Origin of the sequence: Escherichia sp. UTM R2, assembly GCF_048593455.1 — a bacterium.
Taxonomy (GTDB): domain Bacteria; phylum Pseudomonadota; class Gammaproteobacteria; order Enterobacterales; family Enterobacteriaceae; genus Escherichia; species Escherichia coli.
The window spans coordinates 1,741,775-1,767,599 of the sequence record NZ_JBFWDY010000002.1; the positions used below are offsets into that span (position 1 = coordinate 1,741,775).

Genomic DNA, 25,825 nt, shown 5'->3' on the forward strand with positions numbered 1-25,825 from the left:
ATGTTTTTACGTCAGGAAGACTTTGCCACGGTAGTGCGCTCCACCCCGCTTGTCTCTCTCGACTTTATTGTCGAGAACAGTCGCGGCGAGTTTCTGCTTGGCAAAAGAACCAACCGCCCGGCGCAGGGTTACTGGTTTGTGCCGGGAGGGCGCGTGCAGAAAGACGAAACGCTGGAGGCCGCATTTGAGCGGCTGACGATGGCGGAACTGGGGCTGCGTCTGCCGATAACAGCAGGCCAGTTTTACGGTGTCTGGCAGCACTTTTATGACGATAACTTCTCTGGCACGGATTTCACCACTCACTATGTGGTGCTCGGTTTTCGCTTCACGGTAGCGGAAGAAGAGCTGTTACTGCCGGATGAGCAGCATGACGATTACCGCTGGCTGACGTCGGACGCGCTGCTCGCCAGTGATAATGTTCATGCTAACAGCCGCGCCTATTTTCTCGCTGAGAAGCGTACCGGAGTACCCGGATTATGAAAATACTGGTCTACGGCATTAACTACTCGCCGGAGTTAACCGGCATCGGCAAATACACCGGCGAGATGGTGGAATGGCTGGCGGCACAAGGTCATGAGGTGCGGGTCATTACCGCACCGCCTTACTACCCGCAATGGCAGGTGGGCGAGAACTATTCCGCCTGGCGCTACAAACGAGAAGAGGGGGCCGCCACGGTGTGGCGCTGCCCGCTGTATGTGCCAAAACAGCCGAGCACCCTGAAACGCCTGTTGCATCTCGGCAGTTTTGCCGTCAGCAGTTTTTTCCCGCTGATGGCGCAACGTCGCTGGAAGCCGGAGCGCATTATCGGCGTAGTGCCAACGCTGTTTTGCACGCCGGGAATGCGTCTGCTGGCGAAACTCTCTGGCGCGCGTACCGTGCTGCATATTCAGGATTACGAAGTGGACGCCATGCTGGGGCTGGGCCTTGCCGGAAAAGGCAAAGGCGGCAAAGTGGCACAGCTGGCAACGGCGTTCGAACGTAGCGGACTGCATAACGTCGATAACGTCTCCACGATTTCGCGTTCGATGATGAATAAAGCCATCGAAAAAGGCGTGGCGGCGGATAACATCATTTTCTTCCCCAACTGGTCGGAAATCGCCAGTTTTCAGCATGTTGCAGACGCCGATGTTGATGCCCTTCGTAACCAGCTTGGCCTGCCGGATAACAAAAAAATCATTCTTTACTCCGGCAATATTGGTGAAAAGCAGGGGCTGGAAAACGTTATTGAAGCTGCCGATCGCCTGCGCGATGAACCGCTGATTTTTGCCATTGTCGGGCAGGGCGGCGGCAAAGCGCGGCTGGAAAAAATGGCGCAGCAGCGTGGACTGCGCAACATGCAATTTTTCCCGCTGCAATCGTATGACGCTTTACCCGCACTGCTGAAGATGGGCGATTGCCATCTGGTGGTGCAAAAACGCGGCGCGGCAGATGCCGTATTGCCGTCGAAACTGACCAATATTCTGGCGGTAGGCGGTAACGCGGTGATTACCGCAGAAGCCCACACAGAACTGGGGCAGCTTTGCGAAACCTTTCCGGGCATTGCGGTTTGCGTAGAACCGGAATCGGTCGAGGCGCTGGTGGCGGGGATTCGTCAGGCGCTCCTGCTGCCCAAACACAACACGGTGGCACGTGAATATGCCGAACGCACGCTCGATAAAGAGAACGTGTTACGTCAATTTATAAATGATATTCGGGGATAATTATGGCGCAGTCGAAACTCTATCCAGTTGTGATGGCAGGTGGCTCCGGTAGCCGCTTATGGCCGCTTTCCCGCGTACTTTACCCCAAGCAGTTTTTATGCCTGAAAGGCGATCTCACCATGCTGCAAACCACCATCTGCCGCCTGAACGGCGTGGAGTGCGAAAGCCCGGTGGTGATTTGCAATGAGCAGCACCGCTTTATTGTCGCGGAACAGCTGCGTCAACTGAACAAACTCACCGAGAACATTATTCTCGAACCGGCAGGGCGTAACACTGCACCGGCCATTGCGCTGGCGGCGCTGGCGGCAAAACGTCATAGCCCGGAGAACGACCCATTAATGCTGGTGCTGGCAGCGGATCATGTGATTGCCGACGAAGACGCGTTCCGCACCGCCGTGCGTAACGCCATGCCGTATGCCGAAGCAGGCAAGCTGGTGACCTTCGGCATTGTGCCGGATCTACCTGAAACCGGATATGGCTATATTCGTCGCGGTGAAGTGTCTGCGGGTGAGCAGGATACGGTGGCCTTTGAAGTGGCGCAGTTTGTCGAAAAACCAAATCTGGAAACCGCGCAGGCCTATGTGGCAAGCGGCGAATATTACTGGAACAGCGGTATGTTCCTGTTCCGCGCCGGACGCTATCTCGAAGAACTGAAAAAATATCGTCCGGATATTCTCGATGCCTGTGAAAAAGCGATGAGCGCCGTCGATCCGGATCTCGATTTTATTCGTGTGGATGAAGAAGCGTTTCTCGCCTGCCCGGAAGAGTCGGTGGATTACGCGGTCATGGAACGTACGGCAGATGCCGTTGTGGTGCCGATGGATGCGGGCTGGAGTGATGTCGGTTCCTGGTCCTCTTTATGGGAGATCAGCGCCCACACCGCCGAGGGCAATGTTTGCCACGGCGATGTGATTAATCACAAAACTGAAAACAGCTATGTGTACGCCGAATCTGGCCTGGTCACCACCGTCGGGGTGAAAGATTTGGTGGTAGTGCAGACCAAAGATGCGGTGCTGATTGCTGACCGTAACGCGGTGCAGGATGTGAAAAAAGTGGTCGAGCAGATCAAAGCCGATGGTCGCCATGAGCATCGGGTGCATCGCGAAGTCTATCGTCCGTGGGGCAAATATGACTCTATCGACGCGGGCGACCGCTACCAGGTGAAACGCATCACCGTGAAACCGGGCGAAGGCTTGTCGGTACAGATGCATCATCACCGCGCGGAACACTGGGTGGTTGTCGCGGGAACGGCAAAAGTCACTATTGACGGTGATATCAAACTGCTTGGTGAAAACGAGTCCATTTATATTCCGCTGGGGGCGACGCACTGCCTGGAAAACCCGGGGAAAATTCCGCTCGATTTAATTGAAGTGCGCTCCGGCTCTTATCTCGAAGAGGATGATGTGGTGCGCTTCGCGGATCGCTACGGACGGGTGTAAACGTCGCATCAGGCGCTGTTTGTCGGATGCGGCGTGAACGCCTTATCCAACCTACGGTTCGGTTTTGTAGGCCTGATAAGACGCGGCAGCGTCGCATCAGGCAATGAATGCGAAACCGCGGTGTAAATAACGACAAAAATAAAATTGGCCGCTTCGGTCAGGGCCAACTATTGCCTGAAAAAGGGTAACGATATGAAAAAATTAACCTGCTTTAAAGCCTATGATATTCGCGGGAAATTAGGCGAAGAACTGAATGAAGATATTGCCTGGCGCATTGGGCGTGCCTATGGCGAATTTCTCAAACCGAAAACCATTGTATTAGGCGGTGATGTCCGCCTCACCAGCGAAACCTTAAAACTGGCGCTGGCGAAAGGTTTACAGGATGCGGGCGTCGATGTGCTGGATATTGGTATGTCCGGCACCGAAGAGATCTATTTCGCCACGTTCCATCTCGGCGTGGATGGCGGCATTGAAGTTACCGCCAGCCATAACCCGATGGATTACAACGGCATGAAACTCGTGCGCGAAGGGGCTCGCCCGATCAGCGGTGATACCGGACTGCGCGATGTCCAGCTTCTGGCAGAAGCCAACGACTTCCCTCCCGTTGATGAAACCAAACGCGGTCGCTATCAGCAAATCAATCTGCGTGACGCTTACGTTGATCACCTGTTCGGTTATATCAATGTCAAAAACCTTACTCCGCTGAAACTTGTGATCAACTCCGGAAACGGCGCAGCAGGTCCGGTGGTGGACGCCATCGAAGCCCGCTTTAAAGCCCTCGGCGCGCCCGTGGAATTCATCAAAGTGCACAACACGCCCGACGGCAATTTCCCCAACGGTATTCCTAACCCGCTGCTGCCAGAATGTCGCGACGATACCCGCAATGCGGTCATCAAACACGGCGCGGATATGGGCATTGCCTTTGATGGCGATTTTGACCGCTGTTTTCTGTTTGACGAAAAAGGGCAGTTTATCGAGGGCTACTACATTGTCGGCCTGCTGGCAGAAGCGTTCCTCGAAAAAAATCCCGGCGCGAAGATCATCCACGATCCACGTCTCTCCTGGAACACCGTTGATGTGGTGACCGCCGCGGGCGGCACTCCGGTAATGTCGAAAACCGGACACGCCTTTATTAAAGAACGGATGCGCAAGGAAGACGCCATCTACGGTGGCGAAATGAGCGCCCACCATTACTTCCGTGATTTCGCTTACTGCGACAGCGGCATGATCCCGTGGCTGCTGGTCGCCGAACTGGTGTGCCTGAAAGAGAAAACGCTGGGCGAACTGGTACGCGACCGGATGGCGGCGTTTCCGGCAAGCGGTGAGATCAACAGCAAACTGGCGCAACCCGTTGAGGCGATTAACCGCGTGGAACAGCATTTTAGCCGTGAGGCGCTGGCGGTGGATCGCACCGATGGCATCAGCATGACCTTTGCCGACTGGCGCTTTAACCTGCGCACCTCCAACACCGAACCGGTGGTGCGCCTGAATGTGGAATCGCGCGGTGATGTGCCGCTGATGGAAGCGCGAACGCGAACTCTGCTGGCGTTGCTGAACGAGTAATGTCGGATCTTCCCTTACCCCATTGCGGGTAAGGGGCTAATAACAGGAACAACGATGACAAATCTAAAAAAGCGCGAGCGAGCGAAAACCAATGCATCGTTAATCTCTATGGTGCAACGCTTTTCAGATATCACCATCATGTTTGCCGGACTATGGCTGGTTTGCGAAGTCAGCGGACTGTCATTCCTCTACATGCACCTGTTGGTGGCGTTGATTACGCTGGTGGTGTTCCAGATGCTGGGCGGCATCACCGATTTTTATCGCTCATGGCGCGGTGTTCGGGCAGCGACAGAATTTGCCCTGCTGCTACAAAACTGGACCTTAAGCGTGATTTTCAGCGCCGGACTGGTGGCGTTCAACAATGATTTCGATACGCAACTGAAAATCTGGCTGGCGTGGTATGGGCTGACCAGCATCGGACTGGTGGTTTGCCGTTCATGTATTCGCATTGGCGCGGGCTGGCTGCGTAATCATGGCTATAACAAGCGGATGGTCGCGGTGGCGGGGGATTTAGCCGCCGGACAAATGCTGCTTGAGAGCTTCCGTAATCAGCCGTGGTTAGGGTTTGAAGTGGTGGGCGTTTACCACGACCCGAAACCGGGTGGCGTTTCTAACGACTGGGCGGGCAATCTGCAACAGCTGGTCGAGGATGCGAAAGCGGGCAAGATTCATAACGTCTATATCGCGATGCAAATGTGCGACGGCGCGCGAGTGAAAAAACTGGTCCATCAATTGGCGGACACCACCTGTTCGGTGCTGCTGATCCCCGACGTCTTTACCTTCAACATTCTCCATTCACGTATCGAAGAGATGAACGGCGTACCGGTGGTGCCGCTGTATGACACGCCGCTTTCCGGGGTTAACCGCCTGCTCAAACGTGCGGAAGACATTGTGCTGGCGACGCTTATCCTGCTGCTGATCTCCCCGGTGCTGTGTTGCATTGCGCTGGCGGTAAAACTCAGTTCACCAGGGCCGGTTATTTTCCGCCAGACTCGCTACGGCATGGATGGCAAGCCGATCAAAGTGTGGAAGTTCCGTTCGATGAAAGTGATGGAGAACGACAAAGTGGTGACTCAGGCGACGCAGAACGATCCGCGCGTCACCAAAGTGGGGAATTTTCTGCGCCGCACCTCGCTGGATGAATTGCCGCAGTTTATCAATGTGCTGACCGGCGGGATGTCGATTGTGGGGCCACGTCCGCACGCGGTGGCGCATAACGAACAGTATCGCCAGCTCATTGAAGGCTACATGCTGCGCCATAAAGTGAAACCGGGCATTACCGGCTGGGCGCAGATTAATGGCTGGCGCGGCGAAACCGACACACTGGAGAAAATGGAAAAACGCGTCGAGTTCGACCTTGAGTACATCCGCGAATGGAGCGTCTGGTTCGATATCAAAATCGTTTTCCTGACGGTATTCAAAGGCTTCGTTAACAAAGCGGCATATTGATATGAGCTTACGTGAAAAAACCATCAGCGGCGCGAAGTGGTCGGCGATTGCTACGGTGATCATCATCGGCCTCGGGCTGGTACAGATGACCGTGCTGGCGCGGATTATCGACAACCACCAGTTCGGTTTGCTTACCGTGTCGCTGGTGATCATCGCGCTGGCAGATACGCTTTCTGACTTCGGTATCGCTAACTCGATTATTCAGCGAAAAGAAATCAGCCACCTTGAACTCACCACGCTGTACTGGCTGAACGTCGGGCTGGGGCTTGTGGTGTGTGTGGCGGTGTTTTTGTTGAGTGATCTCATCGGCGACGTGCTGAATAACCCGGACCTGGCACCGTTGATTAAAACATTGTCGCTGGCGTTTGTGGTGATCCCCCACGGGCAACAGTTCCGCGCGTTGATGCAAAAAGAGCTGGAGTTCAACAAAATCGGCATGATCGAAACCAGCGCGGTGCTGGCGGGTTTCACTTTTACGGTGGTTAGCGCCCATTTCTGGCCGCTGGCGATGACCGCGATCCTCGGTTATCTGGTCAATAGTGCGGTAAGAACGCTGCTGTTTGGCTACTTTGGCCGCAAAATTTATCGCCCTGGTCTGCATTTCTCGCTGGCGTCGGTGGCACCGAACTTACGCTTTGGTGCCTGGCTGACGGCGGACAGCATAATCAACTATCTCAACACCAACCTTTCAACGCTGGTGCTGGCGCGTATTCTCGGCGCGGGCGTGGCAGGGGGATACAACCTGGCGTACAACGTGGCCGTTGTGCCGCCGATGAAGCTGAACCCAATCATCACCCGCGTGTTGTTTCCGGCATTTGCCAAAATTCAGGACGACACCGAAAAGCTGCGCGTCAACTTCTACAAGCTGCTGTCGGTGGTGGGCATTATCAACTTTCCGGCGCTGCTCGGGCTGATGGTGGTGTCGAATAACTTTGTACCGCTGGTCTTTGGTGAGAAGTGGAGCAGCATTATTCCGGTGCTGCAATTGCTGTGTGTGGTGGGGCTGCTGCGCTCAGTGGGGAACCCGATTGGTTCGCTGCTGATGGCGAAAGCGCGGGTCGATATCAGCTTTAAATTCAACATATTCAAAACCTTTCTGTTTATTCCGGCGATTGTTATAGGTGGGCAGATGGCGGGCGCAATCGGCGTCACGCTCGGTTTCCTGCTGGTGCAGATTATCAACACCATTCTGAGTTACTTCGTGATGATTAAACCGGTGCTCGGTTCCAGTTATCGCCAGTACATCCTGAGTTTATGGCTACCGTTTTATCTCTCGCTGCCGACGCTGGTGGTCAGTTATGCGCTGGGCATTGTGCTGAAAGGGCAACTGGCGCTGGGGATGCTGCTGGCGGTGCAAATAGCCGCGGGCGTGCTGGCGTTTGTAGTGATGATTGTGCTGTCGCGCCATCCGCTGGTGGTGGAAATGAAGCGTCAGTTTTGTCGCAGCGAAAAAATGAAAATGCTTTTACGGGCGGGGTGAGTTGTTGTTTTCGGTTCCGGCAACGGTTGCCGGATGCGGTGTAAAACGCCTTATCCGTCCTACGGTTCTGTGCTCGGGACCTGTAGGCCTGATAAGACGCGTCAGCGTCGCATCAGGCACTGAATGCCGGATGCGGCGTGAACGCCTTATCCGGCCTACGGTTCTGTGCTCGGGTCTTGTAGGCCTGATAAGACGCGCCAGCGTCGCATCAGGCAAAAGCGGCAACGAAAACAACAAACACAGCTTCACCTGGCATCAAATTTATGAGGAAAAAATGAAATTACTTATTCTGGGCAACCACACTTGCGGCAATCGTGGCGACAGCGCCATCTTGCGCGGCTTACTTGATGCCATCAACATCCTCAATCCACATGCCGAAGTGGACGTGATGAGCCGCTATCCGGTCAGTTCTTCCTGGCTGCTCAACCGCCCGGTAATGGGCGATCCGCTGTTCCTGCAAATGAAACAACACAATAGCGCGGCGGGCGTTGTCGGGCGCGTTAAAAAAGTCCTCCGTCGCCGCTACCAGCATCAGGTATTGCTCTCACGCGTCACCGACACTGGCAAGCTGCGTAATATCGCCATCGCCCAGGGATTCACCGACTTCGTGCGCCTGCTGTCAGATTACGACGCCATTATTCAGGTCGGCGGATCGTTTTTTGTAGATCTCTATGGCGTGCCGCAGTTTGAACATGCGCTTTGCACATTTATGGCGAAAAAGCCGCTGTTTATGATTGGTCACAGCGTCGGCCCCTTCCAGGATGAGCAATTTAACCAACTGGCGAACTACGTTTTCGGTCACTGTGACGCGCTGATCCTGCGCGAGTCGGTTAGCCTCGATCTAATGAAACGCAGCAATATCACCACTGCAAAAGTGGAGCATGGCGTCGATACCGCGTGGCTGGTCGATCACCACACAGAAGATTTCACCGCCAGCTATGCCGTTCAACACTGGCTGAACGTTGCCGCACAACAGAAAACGGTGGCAATTACCCTGCGCGAACTGGCACCGTTCGACAAACGTCTCGGCACCACTCAACAAGCGTATGAAAAAGCCTTTGCCGGGGTGGTCAATCGCATTCTCGACGAAGGCTATCAGGTCATTGCGCTCTCCACCTGTACGGGCATCGACAGCTATAACAAAGACGACCGCATGGTGGCGCTCAACTTGCGTCAGCACATCAGCGATCCTGCCCGTTACCACGTAGTGATGGATGAACTTAACGATCTGGAAATGGGCAAAATTCTGGGGGCCTGTGAACTCACCGTCGGTACGCGCCTGCACTCCGCCATTATCTCAATGAACTTTGCCACTCCGGCGATTGCCATTAACTATGAACATAAATCCGCCGGGATTATGCAGCAGCTGGGACTGCCAGAGATGGCGATTGATATCCGTCATTTACTGGACGGCAGCCTGCAAGCGATGGTTGCGGATACCTTAGGTCAGCTTCCGGCGCTGAACGCACGACTTAACGAAGCCGTCAGTCGCGAGCGTCAGACAGGAATGCAGATGGTGCAGTCTATGCTTGAGCGCATCGGGGAGGCGAAATGAAGGTCGGCTTCTTTTTACTGAAATTTCCGCTGTCGTCAGAAACCTTCGTCCTTAACCAAATCACTGCGTTTATTGATATGGGATTTGAGGTGGAGATTGTCGCGCTGCAAAAAGGCGACACACAAAACACCCACGCGGCCTGGACGAAATACAACCTTGCCGCCAGAACCCGCTGGTTACAGGACGAACCTACGGGCAAAGTGGCGAAGCTGCGCCACCGTGCCAGCCAGACCTTACGCGGCATTCATCGCAAAAATACCTGGCAGGCGCTCAACTTCAAACGCTATGGTGCCGAGTCGCGGAACCTGATTTTGTCTGCCATTTGCGGCCAGGTCGCAACACCGTTTCATGCCGATGTCTTTATCGCTCATTTTGGCCCTGCGGGGGTAACCGCAGCAAAACTACGGGAACTGGGTGTCATTCGCGGCAAAATTGCCACTATCTTCCACGGTATTGATATCTCCAGTCGGGAAGTGCTCAACCACTACACTCCCGAATATCAGCAACTGTTCCGCCGTGGCGACCTGATGCTACCGATAAGCGATCTGTGGGCCGGGAGGCTGCAAAAAATGGGCTGCCCGAGGGAAAAAATCGCTGTATCGCGCATGGGCGTGGACATGACGCGCTTTAGCCCGCGTCCGGTGAAAGCGCCCGCAATACCGCTGGAAATCATCTCCGTCGCACGCTTAACCGAGAAAAAAGGTCTGCATGTGGCGATTGAAGCCTGCCGTCAGTTGAAAGAGCAGGGCGTGGCATTTCGCTACCGCATCCTCGGCATTGGCCCGTGGGAACGACGCCTGCGCACCCTCATCGAACAATATCAACTGGAAGATGTGATAGAGATGCCGGGCTTTAAACCGAGCCATGAAGTGAAGGCGATGCTCGACGACGCGGATGTCTTCCTGTTGCCATCGGTTACAGGTGCGGACGGCGATATGGAAGGCATTCCGGTGGCGCTGATGGAAGCGATGGCGGTCGGCATTCCGGTGGTTTCTACTCTGCATAGCGGAATACCGGAACTGGTGGAGGCTGACAAATCCGGCTGGCTGGTGCCTGAGAACGATGCTCGCGCACTGGCACAACGTCTGGCGGCATTTAGCCAACTGGACACCGACGAACTGGCTCCGGTTATCAAACGTGCGCGCGAAAAAGTCGAACACGATTTTAACCAGCAGGTGATTAATCGAGAACTCGCCAGCTTGCTGCAAGCTTTATAGAGGAGAACGCATGCCATTTAAAAAACTCTCCCGACGCACCTTCCTGACGGCAAGCTCGGCGCTTGCTTTCCTCCATACCCCCGTCGCCCGCGCACTTCCTGCCCGATCAAGCGTTAATATCAACGATTACAATCCGCACGACTGGATCGCCTCATTTAAACAGGCTTTTAGTGAAGGGCAAACGGTCGTCGTGCCTGCCGGATTGGTTTGTGACAATATCAACACCGGCATCTTCATTCCTGCAGGTAAAACGTTACACATCCTTGGAAGCCTGCGCGGCAATGGCAGAGGGCGATTTGTCTTACAGGACGGCAGCCAGGTGACAGGGGAGGAGGGCGGCAGTATGCATAACATCACCCTGGATGTGCGCGGCTCTGACTGCACCATCAAAGGGCTGGCGATGAGCGGCTTTGGCCCGGTAACGCAGATTTATATCGGCGGCAAAAACAAACGGCTCATGCACAACCTGACCATCGATAACCTGACCGTTAGCCACGCTAATTACGCCATCTTACGCCAGGGATTTCATAACCAGATTATCGGTGCCAACATCACCAACTGTAAGTTCAGCGACTTACAAGGCGACGCCATTGAATGGAACGTGGCAATTAACGACAGTGATATTTTGATATCTGACCATGTCATTGAGCGCATCAACTGTACCAACGGCAAAATCAACTGGGGCATCGGCATAGGCCTTGCGGGGAGTACTTATGATAATAACTACCCGGAAGACCAGGCAGTGAAAAACTTTGTCGTGGCGAATATCACGGGATCGGATTGTCGACAGTTGATCCATGTTGAAAATGGTAAACATTTTGTTATTCGTAATATCAAAGCCCGCAATATCACGCCGGATTTCAGTAAGAAAGCAGGTATTGATAACGCCACGGTCGCTATTTACGGTTGTGACAATTTCGTGATTGATAATATTGAAATGATTAATAGCGCCGGGATGTTAATCGGCTATGGGGTAATTAAAGGCAAATATCTCTCGATACCGCAAAATTTCCGAGTGAATAATATTCAACTGGATAACACCCACCTTGCTTATAAATTGCGCGGCATCCAAATCTCTGCCGGGAATGCTGTCTCCTTTGTGGCGCTGACTAACATTGAGATGAAGCGTGCGTCGCTGGAGTTACACAACAAACCGCAACATCTTTTTATGCGTAATATCAAGGTGATGCAGGAATCCTCAGTTGGACCCGCATTGAGCATGAACTTCGACATGCGCAAAGACGTTCGCGGCGTCTTTATGGCGAAAAAAGAAACACTGCTGTCTCTTGCAAATGTTCATGCGGTGAATGAAAGAGGGCAAAGCTCCGTCGATATCGACAGGATTAATCACCATATTGTTAATGTGGAAAAGATTAACTTTAGATTGCCGGAACGGAGAGAGTAGATTTGCGACCATTCCTGGAAAAATGGAGCCATACTTAGGAACAATGCTACTGCAATCCACAACGAAGCGGCGTAACATCACAAGTAATTCAGTAATCAATTCAGGGTAATTGATGCTGGCGAAAAAAATCGAACAAGCTATAATTCAGCAACCATTTTACAGGTGGATGAAATAATGACGAATTTAAAAGCAGTTATTCCTGTAGCGGGTCTTGGGATGCATATGTTGCCTGCCACTAAGGCGATTCCCAAAGAGATGCTACCGATCGTCGACAAGCCAATGATTCAGTACATTGTTGACGAGATTGTGGCTGCAGGGATCAAAGAAATCCTCCTGGTAACTCACGCGTCCAAGAACGCGGTCGAAAACCACTTCGACACCTCATATGAATTAGAATCTCTCCTTGAGCAGCGCGTGAAGCGTCAACTGCTTGCGGAAGTGCAGTCCATCTGTCCACCGGGCGTGACCATTATGAACGTGCGTCAGGGCGAACCTTTAGGTTTAGGCCACTCCATTTTGTGTGCACGACCCGCCATTGGTGACAACCCATTTGTCGTGGTGCTGCCAGACGTTGTGATCGACGACGCCAGTGCCGATCCGCTGCGTTACAACCTTGCTGCCATGATTGCGCGCTTCAACGAAACGGGCCGCAGCCAGGTGCTGGCAAAACGTATGCCGGGTGACCTCTCTGAATACTCCGTCATTCAGACCAAAGAACCGCTGGATCGCGAAGGCAAAGTCAGCCGCATTGTTGAATTTATCGAAAAACCGGATCAGCCGCAGACGCTGGACTCAGACATCATGGCCGTTGGTCGCTATGTGCTTTCTGCAGATATTTGGCCGGAACTTGAACGCACTCAGCCAGGTGCATGGGGACGTATTCAGCTGACTGATGCCATTGCCGAACTGGCGAAAAAACAGTCTGTTGATGCCATGCTGATGACAGGTGACAGCTATGACTGCGGTAAAAAAATGGGTTATATGCAGGCATTTGTGAAGTATGGACTACGCAACCTGAAAGAAGGGGCGAAGTTCCGTAAAGGGATTGAGAAGCTGTTAAGCGAATAATGAAAATCTGACCGGATGTAACGGTTGATAAGAAAATTATAACGGCAGTGAAGATTCGTGGCGAAAGTAATTTGTTGCGAATATTCCTGCCGTTGTTTTATATAAACAATCAGAATAACAACGAGTTAGCAATAGGATTTTAGTCAAAGTTTTCCAGGATTTTCCTTGTTTCCAGGGCGGATTGGTAAGACAATTAGCGTTTGAATTTTTCGGGTTAAGCGCGAGTGGGTAACGCTCGTCACATCGTAGGCATGCATGCAGTGCTCTGGTAGCTGTAAAGCCAGGGGCGGTAGCGTGCATTAATAAATAGACGGTCAGTGAAATAAAATGCTTAAGAAAGCTGTTAAGTACGTTTTGCGAAAATTGCAAAATAAGAAAATAGGTTATGGCACAAGTATTATCGACAGTGAATACTCAGATAGTAATTGGCTGGGCTGCAATGTTAGCTTAACAAAAAGTTCATTAGGTAAATATACTTATATATCAGATGACTCAAGGATTAGAAATTGCAAGATTGGTGCATTTTGCTCAATCGGCAGAAATGTAAAAATTGGACTTGGCTTTCATCCTACGAATTATATATCAACAAGTCCTTATCTTTATAGACGTTCATTTCTTGGTATGAAAGGCTTTTCTAATAAAGATATGTTTTTAGAAGAAGATTATAGAAATACGGTCGTAGGAAACGATGTTTGGATCGGTGATAATGTTTTGATATGTGGAGGTTGTACAATAAATGATGGTGTAATTATTGGAGCAGGAAGTATTGTTACGAGAGATTTGGAGTCATATGGCATCTATGCTGGCGTACCTGCTAAACTAATTAGAAAAAGAGAATGCTCTTATGTTAACCTGGACAGTATTCCCTCCGAATGGTGGGAACTTGATGATCATGAACTAAGCTATTTGATAAAAAAACATAATGAATGATCTTAAGTTATCACTTATATTTGGTACCCTTTCGAGAGTAATAACGTTCGTAAACCAAGTTTTATCTGTTCCATTAACTATTGCAATAATTGGAATAAATGAATTTACACGTTTTAATGTAATAACGGCTGGCATTGCATGGTTAATCACAGTTGGAGGATGCTTACTTCCATCTTTGGTAGGGGATATTTCAAGAGCTAAAGAAGATCATAATGATATTATGATTTCTGAAAAGATATCGTCAGCACTCACAGTGATGGTGATTTTTATTATTACTGTAATGATTGGCTATATCTTTTTCTTTGGTGTGATGGATAATGAAAGAAATCTACTATTAATATTTTCCATTCTGATATTGTTATTTTCTACGGCTGAGAATGTTCGGCAAGGATTAGGTGAGAATTACAAAAATGCGATTTATAATGGATGTTCAAATTTATTATCGCTGGTTATAATATTAGGTCTCGCATATTTTGAAATTAAAACAAATCTTCAAATGGTTATAATTGTCATGTTTGGCAGTATTACTTTTTTTAAATTGCTGAATTTGTTACCATTAATGCGATACTTTTCTCTGAAATATATAACATTTGATAGTTGCAAAGGAATGCTAGATAAAGCAACAGGTTTTGTCTTTCTGTCTGTTGCTTATTATTTTAATACAGCAGGATTAATAACAGTTCTAAACTGGTTAAATTATACTAAACTTACAGAGTTTATCATTCTGCAAAAAATAATATTAATTGTGATGGGGATGGTTGTAATGATACGTAATCCTTTATGGGGTGTCATTGCAAAAATGCAATACAAAGGCAATAGTGATTTAATAATAGTGAACTATAGAAAAGTATTAAGAGTTTATTTCTATACTGCACCATTGCTAGTAATTATTTCAGTGCTATGCATTCCATTTTTTTTAAAGATGTGGGCTGGAGGCATTGTTATTTCTTATCCTGATATTATAGCATTCTCAATATATTTAGTTTCGATTGTGTTTTCATATATAAACTCAGTGCTATATTATGGTTTGGAACTATTTAATAAAATTTCGAGGATTTTGATTGTAGAATCAATCGTTAATATAATATGCGTATTATTTGTTGCATTAATGGGGCTAAAGTTAAATATGATTTTCATAGTGATGACTATCACATCTTTGTTTATAAATTATTTTATTTCCAAAATTATCAAGAGAACATGTAAATATGTATAAAGTAGAGAATGGGTTTGATCTAGATGAGTTGATTTATGGCATATTTATTTCTCTACTATTTTTTGGATACCCTATCTTTTCCATATTAGCAACAATTTTTGATCAAGATGTGTTAACGATTTTTTACAGAGGTATATGTATTTTCATTGGCTTATTGGCTATGGTAATACCATCTAAGAAATTTGGTTTTTATGCATCATATTCAATGGTGCAAATTCTTGTAATATCTCTTCATCTGATCTATCTATCATGGGTATTGTATTATTTCTCTAATGGATATAGGAATGAAAACCTAGATCTATCCTTTTACGTAAACAATGCTATTTTATTTTCACTAATTCCTGTTTTGTTGCTAAATAAAAAAATCACATCAGACACTCTAATTGTTTTAAAAAAACAGTTTAAGTTCTTTATTTTGATGTTCATTGCATTAACTTTTATCGCTTATACTCTAGGTTTAAGCGACCCGTATCGATTATCTTTCGAAAAAATAAATCCTATTTCATTAAGCTTATATGCGGCTATTTGTATTTTGTTTTGCAATTGGTCCTTCAGAAATAAAACAATATCAATTTGCGTAATAATTCTATTACTATTCATAATGGTATTGAGTGGTTCTAGGGGGCCATTATTAGCACTATTTTTGGTTACATGCAGTTCGATTTTCTTTAGAATAAAATTTATTAAAAAAATATATGCTGTATTTACAACAGCAGTTTTATTCTTTACTATAATCGTATTTTACGACAATCTAGTAGATTATATCCCCATAATCTCAAGGTTTAATCTTGCTACAACAGAAGGTAGTTTATCAGTTAATATAAGAGAAGAGCAGTATAAATCGGCCATTGAAATTTTCTCAAATAATCCATATCTTGGTGGAAGTTTAGTCGAAAAATTTGCTTTTTTTTACCCCCATAATATAGTTCTTGAGATACTCATAACAGGTGGGATTGTTTTATTTCTACTTTATTTTCTGGTGTTTAGCGCTTTCCTTGTTGAAATCATAAATGCTTTGAGAAATAAAATACCAATTTGTTTTATACATGTGTTTTTTCTACTTTTCGTATCTTATATGTTTACCTCATCACTGGCTGGAATTGGTTTACTTTATTTTGTAATTGTAATTATTTCAAAAATAAAACTGGATTATAAATATGATAAATATAATCACTGTTAACTTAAATAATGTTAATGGATTAGAGAAAACATTATCATCGCTACGTTCACAAGACTTATCACGAGATAAATGGAAGTTAATAGTTGTTGATGGTATGTCTACAGATGGTAGTGTAGAGTTATTAAAAAGACATTATGATTTCATTGATAAACTCGTTATAGAGAAAGATAGTGGAGTTTATGACGCAATGAATAAAGGTATATCATATGTTAATAACGCTGATTATTTTCTGTTTTTGAATTCAGGAGATGCATTTGTACACTCGTCAGTTTTATCAAAATTGAATAAAATAATCATGTATTCAGAATCAAATATCTCTGTTTATTACGGTGATAAAATTAATAAATGTGGAGAATTGATCAAAGCATACTATCCTGATAGTATGCAATATGGGATTATAAATGCTTGCCATCAGTGTATCTTATATAAGAAGGAAAAGGATATAGCTTTTGATTTAAGATATAAGCTTTTTTCAGATTTAGATTTTACTATTAAATATTACATTAATAATTCCAAGTTTCAATATGTTAATATACCCATCTCTATTTATGAAGATGGTGGTATGTCTAGTATCCATCAATGGAAAACAAAAAAAGAAATATACTATATATTGTATAGACAGTTTGGATTTGTGATTTTCTTTAGGTTTCTATGTGTTAAATTATCTAAGATTTTTGGGATTAAACATACATTCTTTTTAAAAAAACATAGCTGACAAAATTTTATGCTCAAGAAAATACCATTTATCGTTGTTCACAAGGGTAATCAAAATTATCTTAAATCGTGCATATTCTCGCTTAAAAAATATCATTCAACTATTTTACTTGGTAACGAAGAAAATAAAAGTATAATAAAAGAATGGTATGATATAAACTCATTTAATAGCGAATATTATAATAGGTTTGATAAATGTTATGTACATATGTCATCCAATAGTGAAGTTTTCGAAAAAAATTGTTTTTATAGATATATTGCAATGTACGAATTTGCTATAAATAAAAATATTACTGAATTTGTACACTGTGACTCTGATATTATTTTATTGGACGATTGTACTCCATTGCTGGATGAATTATCAATGTTTGGGGCTGCATATTTTATACCCGACGATCAGACTAATTTTCGTATGACTGCATCACCACATTTCTGCTACTGGAAGATTAATGTATTAAAAGAATTTATTGAATATTTTATTACAGAGTATGAAACAGGGGCATCTATCTTAAAAGAAAAATATAAATATCACCTAAAAGAAAAAATACCTGGTGGTATTTGTGATATGACTTTATTATATTTATTCTCTAAACAACGTAAGGATATATTTAATATCTTTAATCATCACAAATTTTATATGAACTTTAACGTGGCAACAAATGAATCCACAGGCTGCAAGCGTAAGGATATTATTTTTAATCACCAGTATAAAAAAATACACAACGAGCTATTTTATTACAAGAAAAATAGTGAAGAAAAAAAAGTATTGTTTCTGCACATGCAAGGCAGGACTAAAAAATTAATGAAATATGCAGAAAGTAAAAAATTCAAAAAACTTTTTTTTCTCATATCGTTACTTAATATAATTCGTAGAGTTCAGAGATTGATATATTGAGGTTTAAAAATGAAGGTTGCTGTAGTCTATCACTATTTTGCACATTATAGGGAGCATGTTTTTGAGGAGTTGATTCGTATTGTCAACGAGAAAGAATCTACGATTCAATTTTATGGAGATATTCATTCAAATGAACCAAATTTAAATACATATAAGTTTGACAATCATAAAGATAAGTTTACAAGAGTTAATAATATCTGGTTTGGCAAGTTTTTGTGGCAAAGTAATTTGATATCTAAATTATTTAGAGACTCACCTGATACAATTATATTTTTAGGGCAGTTTAATTTTATTTCTACTTGGATTTCTGCTATTTTATTCAGATTGATGGGGAAACGGATATTATTCTGGGGGCATGGGGTATATGGGAGTGAAAAAGGACTAAAAAGAATAGTTAGGGATATATTTAATCGACTGCCTCATATTTACATGACTTATGGAGAACATGCGAAAGAATTAATGGTATTATCAGGGATCAAAGAATCAAGTATTTCTGTTATATATAATAGTCTAAATGTTAAACAGCAAGAACAATTTTACGAAAAGCTTGATAATCTTTCGGTTGATAACTTACTTGATTACCATTTTGATAAAACAAAAACTAATATTGTCTTTGTGGGACGGTTAACAAAAGTAAAAAAAATAGATTTAATATTTGAAGCATTAGCAAAGTTAGGCAATAGAAATTATAAATTAATAATCATAGGTAATGGTCCAGAAGAGACACATTTAAAACAAGCTGTTAAAAAACTTAATCTTATATCGATGGTTACTTTTATGGGGGAGATACATGATGAATCAATTCTTTCTTGGCTTATATACAATAGCGATATTTGTATATCACCAGGAAATGTCGGTCTAACCGCAATGCATTCATTAGTGTATGGCACTCCAGTTATAACAAATAATGATTTTTGCCACCAGATGCCGGAGTATGAAGCAATAGATGAAGAAAAAAATGGTGGCTTTTTTGAGGCTAATAACATTGAGTCTCTAGCTCAGAAAATCGAAGAATGGAGTAACAAAATTCTAACCACGGATCGTGGTTTATTACGCAATGAATGTAGGAAGCCCATACTCTTAAAGTATAATCCTAAAAATCAAGCACAATTGATTTGGGAGTGCATAACAAAAAATGTTAAATAAAATTAAAGAAATAAAATATATATATGAAGTTGTACGTAAGATTTACACGTTTTTTTTTAAAATAAAGTATGGGACACCATACATTCACTCAAGTGCTAGAGTGTTAAAACCCTTATATATTTCAAAGGATTTTTCATTAGGCTGTTACTCTTTTATCAATAAAGGATGCTATATAGGTTCTAAAGTTGTTTGTGGTAACTTCGTAATGTTTGGACCTTACGTGACAATTGCTGGTGGAGACCATGCTTTTGATCTTGTTGGACAACCAATGTATTTTTCAGGAAGACAAAATATACCGACCACTATTATTGGTAATGATGTATGGATTGGAGCTAACTCATGTATAAAAGCTGGTGTTTGTATAGGTGAGGGTGCGATTGTAGGGATGGGAAGTGTAGTAGTGAAAGATGTCCCAGCATATGCAATTGTGGCAGGTAATCCAGCGCGATTAATTAAAATGAGATTTAATGAATCTCAAGCCTTAAAACATAGTGAAAAAATATCTGATGAGACAAAAATTATCAGAAATTACTGTAAATAAAAGGATGAATATGAAAAAAGCATTAATTACAGGTATTACAGGTCAAGATGGTTCCTACTTGGCTGAATTCCTTCTTGATAAAGGGTATGAAGTGCATGGCATTAAACGTCGAGCATCTTCATTTAATACAGAGCGTGTTGATCACATTTATCAAGATCGCCACAATCAAAATCCAAATTTCTTTCTTCATTACGGTGATTTGACAGATACTTCAAACTTGGTTCGCCTCATTAAAGAAATCCAACCAGACGAAGTTTATAACCTTGGCGCTCAATCTCATGTAGCGGTTTCATTCGAATCACCTGAATACACTGCTGACGTGGATGCGATGGGGACTTTACGTCTGCTGGAAGCGATTCGTATTTGTGGGCTAGAGAAAAAAACACGTTTCTATCAGGCATCAACTTCTGAACTCTTCGGCTTAGTTCAGGAAATCCCGCAGCGAGAAACAACACCATTCTACCCTCGTTCGCCTTATGCTGTTGCGAAGATGTATGCATACTGGATTACTGTAAACTATCGTGAATCCTATGGAATGTACGCCTGTAACGGCATTCTCTTTAACCATGAATCCCCGCGTCGTGGCGAAACATTCGTAACACGTAAAATCACGCGTGCTATTGCAAATATTTCGCAGGGAATCGAAAAATGTCTCTATCTTGGCAATATGGATTCACTGCGCGACTGGGGGCATGCGAAAGATTACGTGCGTATGCAGTGGATGATGTTGCAGCAAGATCACCCAGAGGATTTTGTAATTGCAACAGGCAAACAAATTTCCGTACGTGAATTTGTTCGTATGTCAGCTAAAGAAGTCGGTCTGGAATTAGAATTCTCCGGACAAGGTGTTGATGAAATAGCAACTGTTGTGAATAAAACATCTGACTGTGCTATTGGTGTTAGTATTGGGGATGTGATCGTTCGTGTTGATCCTCGTTATTTCCGTCCTGCAGAAGTTGAAACTCTTCTTGGTGATCCAGCAAAAGCGAAAAAAGTATTGGGTTGGGAACCAGAGATTACAGTTGAAGAGATGTGTGCAGAAATGGTTGCCAGTGATCTGGCGAAAGCAAAACAGCATGCACTTCTGAAAAGCCATGGTTACGATGTTGCAGTTTCTCTGGAGCGGTAAGGTATGACAAAAAAACGTATCTACGTTGCTGGTCACCGAGGTATGGTTGGCTCTGCTATTTGCCGTCAATTATCACTGCGTGATGATATCGAATTAGTGGTCAAAACACACAAAGAACTCGATCTAACCGTACAGAAGGATGTTGATGCATTTTTTGCGCAAGAGAAAATTGATCAGGTTTATCTTGCTGCGGCTAAAGTTGGTGGCATTTATGCCAACAATACTTTTCCGGCAGAATTCATCTATAAGAATCTCATGATTGAGAGTAATATTATTCATTCAGCTCACAAGGCCGGAATTCAAAAATTACTTTTTTTAGGCTCAAGCTGTATTTATCCTAAATTCGCAGAGCAGCCGATGAACGAGTCAGCGCTTTTAACGGGCATACTTGAGCCAACTAATGAACCATACGCAATTGCTAAAATTGCGGGCATAAAATTATGTGAATCTTATAACCGTCAATATGGCCGTGATTATCGCAGTGTAATGCCTACTAATCTTTATGGCATAAATGATAATTTCCATCCTGAAAACTCTCATGTTATTCCGGCACTCATGCGTAGATTCCATGAAGCAAAAGAGAGTGGTGCGCCAGAGGTTATTGTCTGGGGAACCGGAACACCGATGCGTGAGTTTTTATATGTTGATGATATGGCTGCCGCATCCGTCCATGTAATGGAGCTTGACGAAGCAATTTATCAACAAAATACACAGCCTATGTTATCCCATATTAATGTTGGTACGGGTGTAGATTGTTCTATACGTGAAATGGCTGAAACAATGGCCTCTGTGGTGGGTTATCAAGGTAAAATTGTTTTTGATGTTACTAAACCTGATGGCACTCCGCGTAAACTTATGGACGTTACCCGGCTCAAAAACTTGGGCTGGCAATATCGCTATAATTTACATGAAGGCTTATCATTAACATATAAATGGTTTATTGAGAATATTAATTCTTTTCGGGGATAGTTATGAACAAGAGATTGGAACGTGAGCTATTTAAAACAATAGTTGAGCATACTCCTCTAATCTCGATTGATCTCATAATTAGAAACGATAAAGGAGAGGCGCTGCTGGGGCAGCGCCTGAATCGCCCAGCACAAAATTATTGGTTTGTGCCAGGAGGACGAATTTATAAGGATGAGTCATTCGAGATTGCATTTAAGCGGATAACACTTGAAGAGTTGGGCGTTCAAATTAGTCTTAATGATGCCTTATTTCTTGGGGTGTATGAACATTTTTACAATGATAATTTTTTTGAAGCAGAATTTTCTACACACTATATAGTGCATGGATATGAAATCCAACTTAAACCTCAGCAACTTCACCTACCAACGGTCCAGCATAATTCCTACAAGTGGTTTGATGTAGTAACGTTGCTTAATAGCACTATAGTTCATCAATATACCAAAAATTATTTTATACCAAGGTAATAGATATGCTACTTCCCGTTGTCATGGCCGGTGGTTCTGGTACCAGATTATGGCCTCTTTCACGTACACTTTATCCGAAACAATTTCTGTCTTTAAATAGTCGTTTAACCATGTTGCAAGAGACATTGCGGCGGCTTGACAAGGTCGAACATAAACCTGCTTTGGTCATTTGTAACGAATCACATCGCTTTATTGTTGCTGAACAATTGCGTAAAGAGAGTTTAAAGCATAGCGGTATTTTGCTTGAGCCTGTTGGTCGTAATACTGCGCCTGCTGTAGCACTTGCAGCACTTCAGGCTATGGTAACTGGAGACGATCCTATTCTTTTGGTTCTTGCTGCTGATCATGAAATCCAGGATGAGGATAATTTCATTGCTGCAGTTCTCGCTGCAAAGAATTTTGCAGAGCAGGGTAAGCTTGTTACGTTTGGTATTGTTCCAACATCCCCAGAGACTGGCTACGGTTACATTAAGTCAGGTGAATCTCTGGATGGACAAGGTTACAAAGTTGCGGCTTTTGTTGAAAAACCAGATCTTCACGTAGCTCAGCGGTACATATCAGATGGCGGTTATCTTTGGAATAGCGGGATGTTTATGTTCAGAGCATCTGTATTTATCGATGAACTGAAAAAATTCCGACCAGATATTTTAGCCAGTTGCCAACGCTCCTTGTCCTCTTCGATACAAGATTTAGATTTTATCCGTCTGGATAATGCTTCATTTTCTTGCTGTCCTGAAGAGTCTATTGACTATGCAGTTATGGAAAAAACAGCAGAAGCTGTCGTCGTTCCATTAAATGCACAATGGAGTGATGTTGGGTCATGGTCTGCATTGTGGGAAATAAGTTCAAAAGATCAAAGTGGTAATGCCATTCGTGGTGATGTATTGGTTGAAGATGCTACAGATAGTTATCTTTATTCGCAGCATAGACTTATTGGTGCCGTGGGCGTAAAGGATTTGGTTGTTGTTGAAACGAAAGATGCCGTATTAGTTGCTCATAAAGATAAAGTTCAGCAAGTTAAAAACATCGTCGCTCAACTTAAAAAGAATAATCGCACAGAATATTTACAGCATCGGGAAATATTTCGGCCTTGGGGCAGTCATGATACTATAGCTGAAGGGCCGCGCTTTCAAGTGAAACATGTGATTGTATTACCTGGTCACATTACCGCTAAGCAGATTCATTACCACCGTACTGAACATTGGATTGTTGTCTCGGGGACAGCTAAAGTTCATCTTGAAGATAAGACTTACCTTGTTTCTGAAAATGAATCAACATATATACCTGTTGGTGTTCCACATGCCATTGAAAATCCTGGCAAGATCCCGCTTGAAATAATTGAGGTTAGATCAGGAGTCTACTTGGAAGAGGATGATGTTATAAGAGTTTCTTCTTCTGGAGTAGGATACTAATGCGAATTTCTATTATCACAGCCACTTATAATAGTGAAAAAACTCTCCTTGATACATTACTTTCTCTAGAAAAACAAACGCATCCAGATATCGAATATATAGTTGTAGATGGAGCATCGAAAGATAATACAATTAAGCTGATCAAGAGGAATTGTACAAAAGTTTCAAAAATCATTTGCGAACCCGATAAGGGCATTTATGATGCTCTGAATAAAGGTATTCAAGCAGCTTCGGGTGATGTTATTGGTTTTTTACATTCTGATGATTTACTAGCTTATGATGATGCTATTGCAGATATAGCAAAAAAATTTAAAAGTACAGGGTGTGATGCTATTTATGGCGATTTGGAGTATGTTGCCCAAAATGATACGACTAAACGTATTAGATTATGGAAAAGTGGTTCATTTAGTCGTTTCAAGATGAAAGTGGGTTGGATGCCGCCACACCCATCATTTTATATGAAACGCGAATGTTATAGTCAGTTTGGTAGTTTTTCTTTAGATTATCGAATATCTGCTGATTATGACTCATTATTACGATATATTTTAAAACAACGTATTTCGATAGCATATTTACCAAAAGTCTTAGTGAAGATGCGTGTTGGTGGAATTAGCAATCGTTCAGTATCTTCAATGGTCAAGAAGTCAATGGAAGACATTCGTATTATGAAACAGAATGGTATTATCTGGCCACTTGCTTTAGCGTATAAAAATATATCCAAACTTCCTCAATTTATTAAAAAGTAATCATCATGTTAAATGTTAAAAAAATCATTAACGATAGTAATATTGCGTTCGGTACTAGTGGTGCTCGCGGTTTAGTGATCGATTTTTCCCATGATGTTTGTGCTGCGTTCACTCATGCGTTTCTTTCTGTTATTGATGACAAATACAATTTTAATAAAGTTGCCTTAGCCATTGATAACCGCCCAAGTAGTTACGAAATTGCTCAGGCATGCGCGTATGCTATAAAACAACATGGATTCGAGGTTGAATATCATGGTGTAATTCCGACTCCTGCATTAGCTCATTATTCGATGCAGAAAAACATTCCCTGCATAATGGTCACAGGGAGTCATATCCCTTTTGATCGTAATGGCTTAAAATTCTACAGACCTGATGGTGAAATCACTAAAGAGGATGAGCTCGCAATTATAAATAGTGAGTATACATTTTCGCCTGTAGGTGTATTACCTCATCTTGAAACAAGCACTCAAGGTGCAGACTACTACCTCGAGCGTTATGTTTCTCTTTTTAATCCCGAGATTTTAAAGGGGAAAAGAATAGGGGTATATGAACATTCTAGTGCGGGACGCGATTTATATGCTCCTCTTTTTAATCAAATGGGTGCAGAGGTCATTTCCCTCGGTAGGAGTGATGAGTTCGTTCCGATTGATACGGAAGCAGTAAGCGATGAAGATCGTATAATTGCAAGAGAGTGGTCTAAAAAATATAATCTCGACGCTATTTTCTCAACAGATGGCGATGGTGATCGTCCTTTAGTTGCCGATGAAAATGGTGAATGGTTAAGAGGCGATATTCTGGGACTACTTACTGCTATTGAACTTAATATCAAGGCGTTGGCTATTCCAGTGAGTTGTAATACAGCAATTGAAGAGTCTAATAAATTTGCAAGTATACAACGAACGAAAATAGGTTCTCCTTATGTAATTGCAGCATTTGCAGATCTTGCTAAGCAATTTGATTCAGTCGCTGGTTTTGAAGCTAATGGTGGTTTTCTCCTTGCCTCCGATTTACAAATTAATGGCAAGGAATTAAAATCGTTACCTACACGAGATGCTGTGTTACCAGCATTAATGCTCTTAATAGCTTCTCGCAATAGTACTATTTCTCAACTGATTAATAATCTTCCTCAGCGATTCACTTGGTCAGATAGAGTTAAAAACTTCGCTTCAGATTCAAGTCAACAAATTATAAAAAATGCCATATTGTCACCCAATAGTTTCTTTAATAGTTTAGGTTATGAATCATTATCCTGTTCCGCTATTGATGAAACGGATGGTGCAAGATTTACTTTAAATAATGGTGATATTATACATCTCCGTCCTTCCGGTAATGCTCCAGAACTCCGTTGTTATGCTGAGGCCAGTGATGAAAATCAGGCTAAGCAATATGTTACGAATGTGCTGGGAAATATTACCTCTTTGATTTCTTGATGTTATAGGTTTATCTACGCTTATATGTGTGCGTAGGTTTGATTACACGTAGATGCCGGTATACAGAATTGAAGAACGGTATTTGTTGCATTAATGAAATTCAGCACTACACACATTCGTGCAACTTGAGATAACATCTCAATCATATTCAAGTCGCGCATACATCGCGGTGAACATCCC

Annotated in this window: 23 protein-coding genes; all 23 read left to right on the top strand. The window is 44.0% G+C overall.

Going from position 1 to position 25,825, the window contains the following annotated elements; genetic code table 11:
• Positions 1-480: a GDP-mannose mannosyl hydrolase gene (gene gmm, locus AB4H76_RS09150; RefSeq protein ID WP_000479841.1), complete on the top strand. Its 480-nt coding sequence runs from the start codon at positions 1-3 to the stop codon at positions 478-480.
• A complete protein-coding gene (gene wcaI, locus AB4H76_RS09155; RefSeq protein WP_088537851.1) occupies positions 477-1,700 on the top strand; it encodes a colanic acid biosynthesis fucosyltransferase WcaI in 1,224 nt (407 codons plus the stop codon). Before gmm ends, wcaI begins: the two co-directional genes overlap by 4 nt.
• 2 nt (positions 1,701-1,702) lie before the next feature.
• Positions 1,703-3,139, top strand: a complete 1,437-nt coding sequence (cpsB, locus tag AB4H76_RS09160) for a mannose-1-phosphate guanyltransferase (protein WP_032195612.1) — start codon at positions 1,703-1,705, stop codon at positions 3,137-3,139.
• 192 nt (positions 3,140-3,331) lie between these two features.
• Positions 3,332-4,702 (top strand): colanic acid biosynthesis phosphomannomutase CpsG, encoded by a 1,371-nt coding sequence (gene cpsG, locus AB4H76_RS09165; protein WP_088537852.1) that lies wholly within the window; start codon positions 3,332-3,334, stop codon positions 4,700-4,702.
• Positions 4,703-4,756: 54 nt separating this feature from the next.
• On the top strand, positions 4,757-6,151 hold the full coding sequence (wcaJ, locus tag AB4H76_RS09170) for an undecaprenyl-phosphate glucose phosphotransferase (protein WP_032171526.1): 1,395 nt from the start codon (positions 4,757-4,759) through the stop codon (positions 6,149-6,151).
• A 1-nt stretch (position 6,152) separates the two neighbouring features.
• Complete coding sequence (wzxC, locus tag AB4H76_RS09175) at positions 6,153-7,631, top strand: colanic acid undecaprenyl disphosphate flippase WzxC (RefSeq protein ID WP_088537853.1); 1,479 nt, start codon at positions 6,153-6,155, stop codon at positions 7,629-7,631.
• A gap of 274 nt (positions 7,632-7,905) precedes the next feature.
• Positions 7,906-9,186 carry a colanic acid biosynthesis pyruvyl transferase WcaK gene (gene wcaK, locus AB4H76_RS09180; protein ID WP_088537944.1) on the top strand — a complete coding sequence of 427 codons (1,281 nt, stop codon included), beginning with the start codon at positions 7,906-7,908 and terminating at the stop codon, positions 9,184-9,186.
• Positions 9,183-10,403, top strand: coding sequence for a colanic acid biosynthesis glycosyltransferase WcaL (gene wcaL, locus AB4H76_RS09185; RefSeq protein WP_088537854.1), 1,221 nt, complete (start codon positions 9,183-9,185; stop codon positions 10,401-10,403). The genes wcaK and wcaL overlap by 4 nt, the downstream gene beginning before the upstream one ends.
• 10 nt (positions 10,404-10,413) lie before the next feature.
• A complete protein-coding gene (gene wcaM / locus AB4H76_RS09190; protein WP_088537855.1) occupies positions 10,414-11,808 on the top strand; it encodes a colanic acid biosynthesis protein WcaM in 1,395 nt (464 codons plus the stop codon).
• A gap of 174 nt (positions 11,809-11,982) precedes the next feature.
• Complete coding sequence (galF, locus tag AB4H76_RS09195) at positions 11,983-12,876, top strand: UTP--glucose-1-phosphate uridylyltransferase GalF (RefSeq protein WP_000183060.1); 894 nt, start codon at positions 11,983-11,985, stop codon at positions 12,874-12,876.
• A 327-nt stretch (positions 12,877-13,203) separates the two neighbouring features.
• Positions 13,204-13,806, top strand: a complete 603-nt coding sequence (locus tag AB4H76_RS09200; protein WP_088537856.1) for a CatB-related O-acetyltransferase — start codon at positions 13,204-13,206, stop codon at positions 13,804-13,806.
• Positions 13,799-15,019 (top strand): hypothetical protein, encoded by a 1,221-nt coding sequence (locus AB4H76_RS09205; protein ID WP_021565310.1) that lies wholly within the window; start codon positions 13,799-13,801, stop codon positions 15,017-15,019. Before AB4H76_RS09200 ends, AB4H76_RS09205 begins: the two co-directional genes overlap by 8 nt.
• Complete coding sequence (locus AB4H76_RS09210) at positions 15,012-16,199, top strand: O-antigen ligase family protein (RefSeq protein WP_021565309.1); 1,188 nt, start codon at positions 15,012-15,014, stop codon at positions 16,197-16,199. The genes AB4H76_RS09205 and AB4H76_RS09210 overlap by 8 nt, the downstream gene beginning before the upstream one ends.
• Complete coding sequence (locus tag AB4H76_RS09215; RefSeq protein ID WP_021565308.1) at positions 16,177-16,914, top strand: glycosyltransferase; 738 nt, start codon at positions 16,177-16,179, stop codon at positions 16,912-16,914. The genes AB4H76_RS09210 and AB4H76_RS09215 overlap by 23 nt, the downstream gene beginning before the upstream one ends.
• Positions 16,915-16,923: 9 nt before the next feature.
• Entirely contained in the window at positions 16,924-17,808 is an 885-nt protein-coding gene (locus AB4H76_RS09220) for a hypothetical protein (RefSeq protein WP_021565307.1), read from the top strand.
• A gap of 9 nt (positions 17,809-17,817) precedes the next feature.
• Positions 17,818-18,954, top strand: coding sequence for a glycosyltransferase family 4 protein (locus tag AB4H76_RS09225; RefSeq protein WP_021565306.1), 1,137 nt, complete (start codon positions 17,818-17,820; stop codon positions 18,952-18,954).
• The gene (locus tag AB4H76_RS09230; RefSeq protein WP_021565305.1) at positions 18,944-19,495 is read left to right on the top strand and encodes a CatB-related O-acetyltransferase; all 552 of its coding nucleotides are present in this window, start codon (positions 18,944-18,946) and stop codon (positions 19,493-19,495) included. The genes AB4H76_RS09225 and AB4H76_RS09230 overlap by 11 nt, the downstream gene beginning before the upstream one ends.
• Before the next feature lie 10 nt (positions 19,496-19,505).
• Positions 19,506-20,624 carry a GDP-mannose 4,6-dehydratase gene (gene gmd / locus AB4H76_RS09235; RefSeq protein WP_088537857.1) on the top strand — a complete coding sequence of 373 codons (1,119 nt, stop codon included), beginning with the start codon at positions 19,506-19,508 and terminating at the stop codon, positions 20,622-20,624.
• 3 nt (positions 20,625-20,627) lie between these two features.
• Positions 20,628-21,593: a GDP-L-fucose synthase gene (gene fcl / locus AB4H76_RS09240; RefSeq protein ID WP_088537858.1), complete on the top strand. Its 966-nt coding sequence runs from the start codon at positions 20,628-20,630 to the stop codon at positions 21,591-21,593.
• Between the two features lie 2 nt (positions 21,594-21,595).
• Positions 21,596-22,057 carry a GDP-mannose mannosyl hydrolase gene (locus AB4H76_RS09245; RefSeq protein ID WP_029392106.1) on the top strand — a complete coding sequence of 154 codons (462 nt, stop codon included), beginning with the start codon at positions 21,596-21,598 and terminating at the stop codon, positions 22,055-22,057.
• 5 nt (positions 22,058-22,062) lie between these two features.
• Complete coding sequence (locus AB4H76_RS09250) at positions 22,063-23,469, top strand: mannose-1-phosphate guanylyltransferase/mannose-6-phosphate isomerase (protein ID WP_088537859.1); 1,407 nt, start codon at positions 22,063-22,065, stop codon at positions 23,467-23,469.
• Positions 23,469-24,215: a glycosyltransferase family 2 protein gene (locus AB4H76_RS09255; RefSeq protein WP_088537860.1), complete on the top strand. Its 747-nt coding sequence runs from the start codon at positions 23,469-23,471 to the stop codon at positions 24,213-24,215. Before AB4H76_RS09250 ends, AB4H76_RS09255 begins: the two co-directional genes overlap by 1 nt.
• 5 nt (positions 24,216-24,220) lie before the next feature.
• Positions 24,221-25,645, top strand: coding sequence for a phosphomannomutase (locus tag AB4H76_RS09260; RefSeq protein WP_088537861.1), 1,425 nt, complete (start codon positions 24,221-24,223; stop codon positions 25,643-25,645).
• Positions 25,646-25,825 lie beyond the last annotated feature (180 nt).